Raw genomic sequence first — 10918 nt, 5'->3', positions numbered from 1 at the left:
GCGCCGCCCGCGCGCGCCCCCGCGCCCCGCCCCCCCCGCGCCCGCTGTGAGACCGGCCCCCCCCCCCCCCCCCCCCCGAACCCCCCGGCCGGCGGGGCTGGAGTTGCCGACCCTCGGCTTTGATGGTGCGGCTGGGTTGCTGGGGCGCTGCCCCGGATCCCGCGCCTCAAGCGCCGGCGGGGCTGGATTTGCACAGCCCCGGCTTCGAAGGTGGCGGCTGGGGCGCTGCCTCAGATCCCGCGCCTTGAGCGGCGGCGCGGGCCGCCGTCACGTCAGGGGGAACGCCGACAGGGTGGGGCGGGGGAGGAGGAGGGCGTGGGGGAGGAGGAGGGGGGCGTGGTCGGCCAGCGCCGGGTCGTCCCACTGGCGGCGGGGCCGGCCCGTGGCCTTGTCGAGGGCGACCACGTACGGCTCGGCGTCGCGCCCATGGCCCAGCAGCCCCCGGCGGCCGGGACGGGCCACCCGCACGTACAGGCCGCCGCCCCCGACCCCCAGCAGCTCCAGACCGCACCCCGTGGCCCGGCGCCGCGTCAGGGGCCGCTGCCAGAGGACCCGGCCGGTGCCCGCGTCCAGGCAGAACACCACGTCCCGCCCCTGCTCCGCGAGGTGCGCGGCGGTGTACACGACGCCGCGGTCCTCCTCGGCCACCACCTGCCCGGCCGCGGCCGCGACGCCCGGCTCGAACTGCCACACCTCCAGCCCGGTGCGCCGGGACAGGCCGCGCAGGACGTTCCCGTCCAGGACGTGGACGAGGCGTTCCCCGGCCCGGGCCGGCCCCGTGGCGCGGGCGGGACCGCCGCCGGCCCGCATGCGCGGTCGGGTCCACGGCACGTGGCCGTCCGCCGGCCGCACCGCCTCCAGCCGCGCGTCGTCCAGGAGAACCAGCAGCTCCCCCGCCGTCCGCAGCTCGCGCGAGGCGTCCCTGTCCACCGTGCGGGCCCACACCGTCTCCCCGGTCGCCGCGTCCAGCGCGACCGGCCCCTCGGGGGTGGTCACCACCACCCGGTCCCCCGCCACGGCGTACAGGCCCGCCGCGGGCAGGTCCCGCCACCACCGCACCCGGCCGCCCTGCGGCTCGCGCGCCACCAGCCGGGTCGCGGCATCCGCCTCGAAGCGGACGCAGACGCAGACCGTGCGGGCGTCGGCGGCGCAGGCCACGGCCACCGCGCCGTCGGCGGCCGGCCGGGCGGGGGTGCCCTCGTCGGCGTACGCGGTCCAGCGGGTGGAGCCCGTACGGCCCGACACCCGGCCCACCTCGGCGCCGGCCCGCCACACGACGCCGTCGCCGCAGGCGCCCATCCAGTCCGGCCGGACGTCGCTGCGCCAGGCGGTCAGCCCGCCCACCGCGGCTTCGGCTTCCGGCGGCTCCGCCCGGGCCGGCGGGACCGGGCTGCGGCCCGGCTCGGACGCCGCCTCCGGCAGCCAGCGCGACCGCCCCGCGACCACGCACGCCCGGGCGATCCGGGCCAACCCCCGGGCCCGGGCTGCCGGATCGGGCAGGCTCCGGACCCGCTCCGCGCGTTCCCGGGCCTCGGCCGGGTCCAGCGGCGGCAGGGTCGCCTCCGCGACGCGCGCCCGGGCCGCCTCCAGCGCGGCCAGGGCGTGGCCGGCCTTCTCGTCGCCGCCGGCGGCCTCCAGGCGGCCGCGGAGCAGGCCCGCGGCCCGGCCGTTCAGCCGCTCCGCCTCGACGTGGTCCCCCCGCTCGGCGGAGCGGGCGGCCTCCTCCCGCAGCCATGCCGCCCGCTCCTGGAGCACCGGGGGCAGCCACTCCTCCGCCTGGGCCAGGGCCTGGACGGCGCCGGCCGTGTCCCCGGCCGAGGCCCGGTCCTGCGCCAGCTGGCACAGGGCGAGCAGCCGGCCCCCGGCGGAGCCGATCCGCTCGCTGAGGCGGAGCGCGGCCGGCAGGTCGCGCGGGGCCAGGGCCACGACCATGTCGTAGGTGGCCGCGGCCTGCCGGACCGGGTCGGCGATCCGGTCGAGCTCCCGCTCGGCGCGGCGCGGGTCGGCGGCGGCGAGGGTGCTGGCGATCCGGGCCCGGAGCCGGCTGCCGGCGGGGCCGTCGGCGAAGTGGTACGCGGCGATCTGCCCGGCCTGCTCCGGCGCGACCGCGGCGAGCTCCTCCGCCACCGCACGCAGCGCGGGGAGGCGGTCGGGGCCGGGCACGGTGAACAGGGCCTGGTGGGCGTCGGTCAGGAGCCGGCGGGCCCGGGCCGGGGCGTGCGGGGCGGTGGCCTTGGCCAGGGCGGTCAGCAGCCGGGCCGTGCGGGCCCCGTCGCCCGCACCGCCGGCCCAGGCCGCGCGCTCGGCGCCGTCCAGCAGCCGCAGCGCGAGGTCCGCGTCGATGCGGGCGGCAGCATCCGCGGCCGAGGCCAGCACCTCCCCCCGCACCGCGCCCGCGGTCCCGACTGCGCCGAGCACCTCCTCGACGTCCTGCACCAGCCCCCGCACCACGTCCCGCACCCCTTGGGGCACGTCCCCACCACCGACCCACCACCCACCGACACCTCCGCCGCCGGTGGCGGCCCCGGCACGGGTGCCGGCCTCGGACCCGGCCGCTGCGGTCGCCCCCTCGGCCCCCGGTCCGGCGTGGGTTCCGGCCCGGCCGCGGCTCTCGGTTCCCGGACCGACTGCGGCGCCGCTGCCGGTCCCGGCTGCGGTCCCGGTGCGGGAAAGGGTTCCGGTTCCGTTCCCGGTTCCGGCCCCGGTGCCGGAGCCCGTTCCGGTCTCGGCGTGGGCACGGACTCCCGGCCCGGTGTCGACGGCGGCGCCGGCTCCACGGCCGGTGTGAGCCTCGGGGCCGGCTTCGGCCCCCGCCTCGGGCCGCTCCCCGCCCACGGCTCCCGCGCCGGAGCCGACCCGGTCTCCCGACCCGGCCCGGCGTCCGGTCCGGACTCCGGTTCCTGCCTCGGCCAGAGCACCGCCACCGGCTCCGTGACGTCTCGCGCCGCCAACGGCAGCTCCACCCGCGGCGGCAGACCCACCCCGGGCGTCGGCCCCGACCACGGCAGTGGCGTCGGCCTCGCCCTCGCCGGCCCCGTCCCCGCCCCCGGGAGCCGCAAGGGCCGTGCCGTAGCCCGTCGGCGGGGGACCGTACGACGGGGGCGGCGCCGGGGTGAGGAGGGCGCGCAGGGAGGTGCCCACCGTGCGGGCGGAGGCCGGGCGGTCCGAAGGGTCCTTCGCCAGCAGGGTCTGCACCAGCCGCTCGAGCTCCGGCGGGACCGCGGCCCCGGCCCGCCGCAGCGGGACGGGATCCTCCTCGATGTGCCGCCGCATCAGCACGTACGGCACCTCGAACTGCCCGAAGGGCGGTTCCCCGCTCAGCAGGGCGTACAGCACGCACCCCAGTGCGTACAGATCGCACGCGGCGCCGACCCGCTCGCCGCGCCACTGCTCCGGCGCCATGTACGCCGGCGTCCCGAAGATCCGCCCGGTGACCGTCCACCGCGCGGTTGCGTCGGCGGAGTGCGCGATGCCGAAGTCGCAGATCTTCAGCCGCCCGTCGGGCAGCAGGAAGAGGTTCGCCGGCTTGAGGTCCCGGTGGACGACGGCCCGTTCGTGCGCAGCGGCCAGGGCCTCCGCGGTCTGGGCGGCCAGATCGACCGCGAAGGCGACCTCCAGCGCCCCGTCCCGGGCCAGGACCGCGGCCAGGTCCTCGCCGGTCAGCAGTTCCATGACGATGAAGAGCCGACCGTCCTCCTGCCCCACGTCGTGCACCACGGTGATGCCCTGGTGCTGCAGCCGCGCCCCGATCGTGGCCTCGCGCCGGAACCGGGCGACGACCTCCTCGCTCGTGGCGGAGTCCTCCAGCAGCACCTTGACCGCCACGGCCCGGCCCAGTTCCAGGTCGTGCCCGCGCCAGACCACCCCGATCCCGCCCTGGCCGAGCTTCCTGTCCAGCCGGTACCGGCCGGCCAGCAGATCCCCCACCTGCACCCCGATGCCCCCTGACATCACGTCAATCGACTCGATCGACGCAATCGACCCATCGACCCAATCGGCGTTCTCCCAGGGGGCATTGTGTACTGCCGGGGTGTCTAGTGGGGGTCGGGGCGGCGCCGGATCTTGTTGCCCAGCCACACCAGCGGGTCGTACTTGCGGTCCACGGCCCGTTCCTTCAGCGGGATCAGCGCGTTGTCGGTGATCCGGATGCCCTCGGGGCAGACCTCCGTACAGCACTTGGTGATGTTGCAGTAGCCGAGCCCGTGCTCCTCCTGGGCGGTGCGCTTGCGGTCCAGGCCCGCCTCGGCGGCCGCGTCCAGGGGGTGCATGTCCAGCTCGGCCACCCGCATGAGGAAGCGGGGGCCGGCGAAGGCCGTCTTGTTCTCCTCGTGGTCACGCACCACATGGCAGGTGTCCTGGCACAGGAAGCACTCGATGCACTTGCGGAACTCCTGCGAGCGGTCGACGTCCACCTGCTGCATCCGGTACTCGCCCGGCGCCACCCCCTGCGGCGGTACGAACGCCGGCACCTCCCGCGCCTTCGTGTAGTTGAAGGAGACGTCGGTGACCAGGTCCCGGATCACGGGGAAGGCCCGCAGCGGGGTGATGGTGACCGTCTCGGCCCGGTCGAAGACCGACATCCGCGTCATGCACATCAGCCGCGGGCGGCCGTTGATCTCCGCGCTGCAGGAGCCGCACTTGCCGGCCTTGCAGTTCCAGCGGACGGCCAGGTCCGAGGCCTGGGTGGCCTGGAGCCGGTGGACGATGTCGAGGACGACCTCGCCGTCGTGCACCTCGACGGTGAAGTCCCGCAGCTCCCCGCCCTCCGCGTCGCCCCGCCAGATCCGGAAGCGTGCGTCGTATGTGGTCACCCGTGGAGCTCCTCTTCGGCGAGGTACTTGGCCAGCTCTTCCTTCTCGAAGAGCCCGAGCAGGTCGGAGCGGATCGGCTCGGTGAGGACCCGCTCCAGCACGATCCGGTCGGCCGCCGGATCCTCGGGCACCGGCTGCACCGGGTGGCACAGCAGGTTCACCGGGCGCCAGCTGCGCTCCATCGCCGGGCAGTCCTCGCGGGTGTGCCCGCCCCGGCTCTCGGTGCGCTCCAGGGCCGCCCGGGCCACGCACTCGCTGACCAGCAGCATGTTCCGCAGGTCCAGGGCGAGGTGCCAGCCCGGGTTGAACTGCCGGTGCCCCTCGACGCCGGCGCGGGCCGCCCGCGCCCGCAGCGAGGCCAGCCTCTCGAGCGCCTCGGCCATCTCGCCCTCGCGGCGGATGATGCCGACGAGGTCGTTCATGGCCGTCTGCAGCTCCTGGTGCAGGGTGTACGGGTTCTCCGCGCCCTCCGCGGCGTGGAACGGGGCCAGCGCCTCCGCCGCGGCCGCGTCCACCTGCGCCTCGGAGACGGCCGGCCGTCCGCCGGGCGCCGCCGCGTGGGCGGCCGCGTGCAGCCCGGCCCGCCGCCCGAAGACCAGCAGGTCGGACAGCGAGTTGCCGCCGAGCCGGTTGGAGCCGTGCATGCCGCCCGCGACCTCGCCGGCGGCGAAGAGCCCCGGAACGCCCCGGGCCGCGGCGGTGTCCGAGTCGACCGCGATCCCGCCCATCACGTAGTGGCAGGTCGGCCCGACCTCCATGGGCTCCGCGGTGATGTCCACGTCCGCCAGCTCCTTGAACTGGTGGTACATGGAGGGCAGCCGGCGCTTGATCTTCTCCGCCGGCATCCGGGTGGACACGTCGAGGAAGACCCCGCCGTGCGGGGAGCCGCGGCCCGCCTTGACCTCGGAGTTGATGGCCCGGGCCACCTCGTCGCGGGGGAGCAGCTCGGGCGGGCGCCGGTTGTTGTCGGGGTCCTCGTACCAGCGGTCGCCCTCCTCCTCCGTCTCGGCGTACTTCTCCTTGAAGACGTCCGGGACGTAGTCGAACATGAACCGCTTGCCCTCGGAGTTGCGCAGCACCCCGCCGTCGCCGCGCACCGACTCGGTGACGAGGATGCCCTTCACCGACGGCGGCCAGACCATGCCCGTCGGGTGGAACTGCACGAACTCCATGTTCAGCAGCGGGGCGCCGGCCAGCAGCGCGAGCGCGTGCCCGTCGCCGGTGTACTCCCAGGAGTTGGAGGTGGTCTTGAAGGACTTGCCGATCCCGCCGGTGGCGAGGACGACCGCCGGGGCCTCCAGGACGAAGAACCGGCCCGACTCGCGCTCGTAGCCGAAGACCCCCGAGACCCTGGACCCCGCGGCGGAGCCGCTGTCGGACGCGGTCTTGAGCACGCGCGTCACCGTGCACTCCTGGAAGACCTTCAGCCGCTCCTCGTGGTCGCCGTACTCCTTGAAGTCCTCCTGCTGGAGGGCGACGATCTTCTGCTGGAGGGTGCGGATCAGCTCCAGGCCCGTCCGGTCGCCGACGTGCGCCAGGCGCGGGTACTCGTGGCCGCCGAAGTTGCGCTGCGAGATCCGCCCGTCCGGGGTGCGGTCGAACAGGGCGCCCCAGGTCTCCAGCTCCCAGACCCGGTCCGGGGCCTCCTTGGCGTGCAGCTCCGCCATCCGCCACTGGTTGAGGAACTTGCCGCCGCGCATGGTGTCGCGGAAGTGCACCTGCCAGTTGTCGTGCGCGTTGACGTTGGCCATGGAGGCGGCAATCCCGCCCTCGGCCATCACCGTGTGGGCCTTGCCGAACAGGGATTTGCAGATCACGGCCGTACGGGCGCCGCGCTCGCGCGCCTCGATCGCGGCGCGCAGCCCGGCGCCGCCCGCGCCGACCACGACCACGTCCCAACTCTGCCGGTCGACTTGAGCCATGTCAGAAGATCCTCGGGTCGGTGAAGGCGCCGGTGGCGAGCAGGTAGACGTACAGGTCACATGCGGCGACGCTGATCAGGGAGGCCCAGGCCAGCTGCATGTGGCGGCCGTTGAGCCGGCTGATCCAGCCCCACAGCCGGTAGCGCACCGGGTGGCGGGAGAAGTGCTTCAGGCGGCCGCCCATGATGTGCCGGCAGGAGTGGCAGGACAGCGTGTAGGCCCAGATCAGCACGATGTTGAGAACGAACAGCAGCGTCCCGAGGCCCATGTGGCCCCACTCGTACCGGTCGTTGCGGAAGGTCAGCACGGTGTCGTACGTGAGGATGCCCGCGACCGGCAGCGCCGTGTAGAAGAAGTAGCGGTGCGCGTTCTGCAGGATCAGCGGAAGGCGGGTCTCGCCGGTGTACGCCGTGTGCGGCTCGGCGACGGCGCAGGCGGGCGGCGAGGCCCAGAAGCTCCGGTAGTAGGCCTTGCGGTAGTAGTAGCAGGTCAGCCGGAAGCCGAGCGGGAAGACCAGGATCAGCAGGGCGGGGGACAGGCCCCACCAGGTGCCGAGGAGGTCGTAGTTCGGGCCCGCGCGCATCTCCTGGCAGTTCTCCGCCAGACAGGGCGAGTAGAACGGGGAGACGTAGGGCGCGGCGTAGTAGTCGGCGTTCGCGAAGGCCCGCCAGGTCGAGTAGACGATGAAGGCGAGCAGTCCGGCGGCGGTGCCGGCGGGGGCCAGCCACCACCGGTCGGTGCGCAGGTGCCGGGCGGCGATCGCGGCCCGGGTGGCATCGTGGACGCCGCTCCGCTGCCGGGGTGGTTCTGTACCTGTGGCCAAAGGGGACTCCGGGAGGAGTGAGTCGGGGGTGGCCCAGGAGACCCAGCCGCCCCGGGTGGGGGCGGCTGGGTCTGATGGGTGGGGTGGTGGCGGAAGGTTACGGCTGCGGACTCAGGGTGCTCGCCGGTCGCGGGAGCCCAGGCCCTCGTCGTCGGTGTCCGTCCACAGTGCGTTGTCGTACGGGGTGTCCGGGATGGTCACCATTCCGGACCGGTCGGGCGGCGGGGCGGCGCGACCGCTCTCGGACGCCTTGCCCGAGGCTCTGCGCTCCAGCTCCTCGACCTTGCGGGTGAGCTCGTCCAGGCTGCGCCGTACGGCATTCAAATCGTCCTGCTGGGACATGACTTGCCCTCACTTCCGCAGGTTGCGGTGGCAACGTTCATGTGCGCCTGCGAGTGTCGCCCCTCGCGCCCCCGGTTGTGAAGGGACAGGAAGCGATTGCGGGCGCGCAGGCGCGATCTGTGCGCCCCTCCCTGCCTCCATTCTCATCCCTCTCCCGGGGGAACGCCCGTTCCGGGCGCAAGCGGGATTGGTCCGCACGGGTGGGGTTCGCGGCGTGGCGAGGGGCGGGTGCGCACGGTGCGGCGGCCCGTGGATTTCAGTGTGTTTCTGAACCCGGTGTGATCAGCTCCATATACCGCCAAATGCGATATACCGCCAAACGTGCTCCACGCCCTTCACGCCCCGCCCGGAGGTAGCACCCATGTCCCACAGAAGGCGCAGGCCCCTGGCGCTGCTGACTTCGGGAGTCCTCGCACTGCCGCTGCTCGCGGGGTGCTCCGGCAGCGACGACGGCGGTCCCGTCGCCGCCGGCCAGGACATCGCGGCGACGGCACGGGAGAAGGTCGCCGACGGCGGCGTGCTGCGGTGGGCCGTGGACAGCCTCCCGGAGACCCTGAACACCTTCCAGGCCGATGCCGACACCGCCACCACCCGCGTTGCCCAGGCGGTGCTGCCCCAGTTGTTCACGCTGGACGAGAAGGGCCGGCCGGTGGCCAACCCGGACTACCTGGAGAAGGCCGCGATCGTCGAGCGCGAGCCCAAGCAGGTCGTCCTGTACAAGCTGAACCAGCAGGCGGTGTGGAGTGACGGCCGCGAGATCGGCGCCCCCGACTTCGCGGCCCAGTGGCGGGCCCTGAACGGCAAGGACTCGGCGTACTGGACCGCGCGCAACGCCGGCTACGAGCGGATCGAGAAGATCGAGCGCGGCAAGTCCGACCTGGAGGTCAAGGTCACCTTCGCCAAGCCGTACACCGACTGGCGCTCGCTGTTCTCCCCGCTCTACCCCAAGCAGGTCACCGGCACCCCGGAGGCCTTCAACGAGGGCGCCCGCGGCACCCTCAAGGTCACCGCCGGGCCCTTCACCCTCGGGGCCGTCGACAAGAAGACCGGCACCGCCTCGCTCACCCGCAACGCCCGCTGGTGGGGCCGGCCCGCCAAGCTGGACACCCTGGTCCTGACCGCCGTCCCGCGGGCCGAGCGCATCGCGGCGCTGGCCGCGGGCAAGGTCGACATGGCCGAGATCGACCGGGCCGGCGCGGACCGGATCGCCGCCGCCCGCCGCGAGGCGGAACACGCGGCGAGCACGGGCACCGGCGCGGGCGCGGTCGGGGCCCCCGCGCAGAGCGCCGACGCGGCCCTGCGCGGCTTCACCGTCCGCAAGTCCCTGGAGCCGGCCTACACCCAGCTCGCCCTGAACGGGGCCTCCGGCCCGCTGGCCGACGAGCGGGTCCGCCGGGCCGTGGCCCGGGCCCTGGACCGCAAGGAGCTGGCCGAGATCGTCCTCAAGCCGCTCGGCCTGCCGGTGAAGCCCGTCGGCAGCCACGTGGCACTGGCCGGGCAGCGGGCGTACGCCGACAACAGCGAGGCGCTCGGCGGCCAGGACACCAAGGCCGCCCAGGCCCTCCTGGCGGACGCCGGCTGGCGCCGGGGCGGCCGCATCACCGAGCCCGAGGGCGCGAAGGCGGGCCCGGAATCCGAGGCGAAGGGCGACGGCAAGACCCCGGCCGGCCCGGGCACCGGCAACGACGGCCTGTACGTCGTGGGCTCGGAGGACGACCGCGGCGGCGACACCCTGGACCGGGCGCTCCCGGCGGCCCGCTCCGTCCTGGGCCCCGTGGCCCTCGTCGGCGGCCGGCACCTCTCCCTGGCCCCCGCGCCCGCCCGGGCCCTCCCCGGCACCACCCCCGGCCCGGTCGTCCCCGGCACCGTCCCCGGCCCGGACGCCCCCGCCGGCGCACCCGGCCCGGACGCCCCTGCCGGCGCAACGGGCCCGGACGCCCCCGCCGGCGCACCGGGCCCGGACGCCCCCGCGGGCGCACCCGGCCCGGTCGGCGCACCCGCCCCCGCCGGTACGCCCGCCGCCCCCGCCGGCCCGGACGCCCCCGCCGGCGGGACGGCCAGCCCGGCCCCGGCGCCCGCCCAGCACACCCGTACCTCCGGCGCGATCATGGCCAAGGACGGCAAGGCGCTCACCCTGCGCTTCGTCCTGCCGTCCGGCCCGGGCTCGGAGGCGCTGCGCGCGGTGGGCGAGCGGATCTCGCAGATGCTCCTGAAGATCGGCGTGCAGACGGAGCTGACCAAGGTCGCCGACGAGAGCTTCTTCAGGGACCACGTGGCCTCGGGCCAGTACGACCTGGCCCTGTACTCCTGGCCGGCGACCGCCTACCCCGCCACCGACGCCCGGCCGATCTTCGCCAAGCCGGAGCCGGCCGCCGACGGCTCGCTGCTCGTCGAACAGAACTACACCCGGGTCGGCACCGACCACATCGACCAGCTCTTCGACCAGGCCCTCGGCGAGCTGGACGAGGACGCCTCGCGCGAGCTGATGCGCAAGGCGGACGCCCGGATCTGGGCGGCGGCCGGCTCCATCCCCCTCTACCAGCGGCCCGAGCTGGTGGCCGTCAAGCCGTCCCTGGCCAATGCCGGCGCCTTCGGACTGGGCACTCCGCGCTTCCAGGACATCGGGTGGAAGAAGGCCCCGAGTGCCAAGGAGTCGGGCGCCGGGGAAGGAAAGGCGAAGAACAAGTGACAATCGGGCGCCCCTCGGATTGACCTTGGCCCCGCAAGCTCAGATGTGACTCAAGTCCCTTGCCCGCCGCACGTCCGGCGGGCAAGGTCGTGGATGCCCGTTGACCCGAGGCACCACCCACCGCACCACGGCACCACCTGCAGGCGCCCCCACAGCCACCTGCAGGAACAACCCCCGGGGACCCGCAGAGCGCACGGCCGGACCCCCCACCCCGCACTCCGGCCGCGGTCAGCCTTCCGGCCTCTTGACAGACCCCCCGGCGGGCACTTCCCGCCACGCGACGTACCATGGGGTAAGGCCGTGGCAGGTTTTCCGCCCGGCCAGGGCGCGC

Annotated in this window: 6 protein-coding genes; 1 reads left to right on the top strand and 5 read right to left on the bottom strand. The window is 75.0% G+C overall.

Annotation, left to right across the window (positions count from 1 at the left end; all coding sequences use genetic code 11):
• Positions 1-267: 267 nt before the first annotated feature.
• From ABZ924_RS28985 to ABZ924_RS28965, 5 genes are all read right to left on the bottom strand, one after another.
• On the bottom strand, positions 268-3951 hold the full coding sequence (locus ABZ924_RS28985; RefSeq protein ID WP_361915972.1) for a protein kinase: 3684 nt from the start codon (positions 3949-3951) through the stop codon (positions 268-270).
• An 83-nt stretch (positions 3952-4034) separates the two neighbouring features.
• Positions 4035-4811, bottom strand: coding sequence for a succinate dehydrogenase/fumarate reductase iron-sulfur subunit (locus ABZ924_RS28980; protein ID WP_361915969.1), 777 nt, complete (start codon positions 4809-4811; stop codon positions 4035-4037).
• Positions 4808-6733 carry a fumarate reductase/succinate dehydrogenase flavoprotein subunit gene (locus ABZ924_RS28975; protein ID WP_361915966.1) on the bottom strand — a complete coding sequence of 642 codons (1926 nt, stop codon included), beginning with the start codon at positions 6731-6733 and terminating at the stop codon, positions 4808-4810. The genes ABZ924_RS28980 and ABZ924_RS28975 overlap by 4 nt, the downstream gene beginning before the upstream one ends.
• 1 nt (position 6734) lies before the next feature.
• Positions 6735-7556, bottom strand: coding sequence for a hypothetical protein (locus tag ABZ924_RS28970; protein WP_361915963.1), 822 nt, complete (start codon positions 7554-7556; stop codon positions 6735-6737).
• Between the two features lie 111 nt (positions 7557-7667).
• On the bottom strand, positions 7668-7898 hold the full coding sequence (locus ABZ924_RS28965; RefSeq protein WP_361915960.1) for a hypothetical protein: 231 nt from the start codon (positions 7896-7898) through the stop codon (positions 7668-7670).
• A 361-nt stretch (positions 7899-8259) separates the two neighbouring features.
• Here ABZ924_RS28965 and ABZ924_RS28960 point away from each other — a divergent pair, with 361 nt between their 5' ends.
• On the top strand, positions 8260-10587 hold the full coding sequence (locus ABZ924_RS28960; protein ID WP_361915957.1) for an ABC transporter substrate-binding protein: 2328 nt from the start codon (positions 8260-8262) through the stop codon (positions 10585-10587).
• The last annotated feature ends 331 nt before the right edge of the window (positions 10588-10918 follow it).

The organism is Streptomyces sp. NPDC046876 (assembly GCF_040645035.1).
In the GTDB taxonomy this organism is placed as follows: Bacteria; Actinomycetota; Actinomycetes; order Streptomycetales; family Streptomycetaceae; genus Streptomyces.
The sequence above is the reverse complement of the archived record's forward strand: the minus strand, read 5'-3'. Positions and strand labels throughout refer to the sequence as shown.

Coding starts and splice junctions, on each gene's coding strand:
- ABZ924_RS28985 (WP_361915972.1), bottom strand. CDS start 3,951: ATGTCAGGGGGCATCGGGGTGCAGGTGGGGGATCTGCTGGCCGGCCGG.
- ABZ924_RS28975 (WP_361915966.1), bottom strand. CDS start 6,733: ATGGCTCAAGTCGACCGGCAGAGTTGGGACGTGGTCGTGGTCGGCGCG.
- ABZ924_RS28965 (WP_361915960.1), bottom strand. CDS start 7,898: ATGTCCCAGCAGGACGATTTGAATGCCGTACGGCGCAGCCTGGACGAG.
- ABZ924_RS28960 (WP_361915957.1), top strand. CDS start 8,260: ATGTCCCACAGAAGGCGCAGGCCCCTGGCGCTGCTGACTTCGGGAGTC.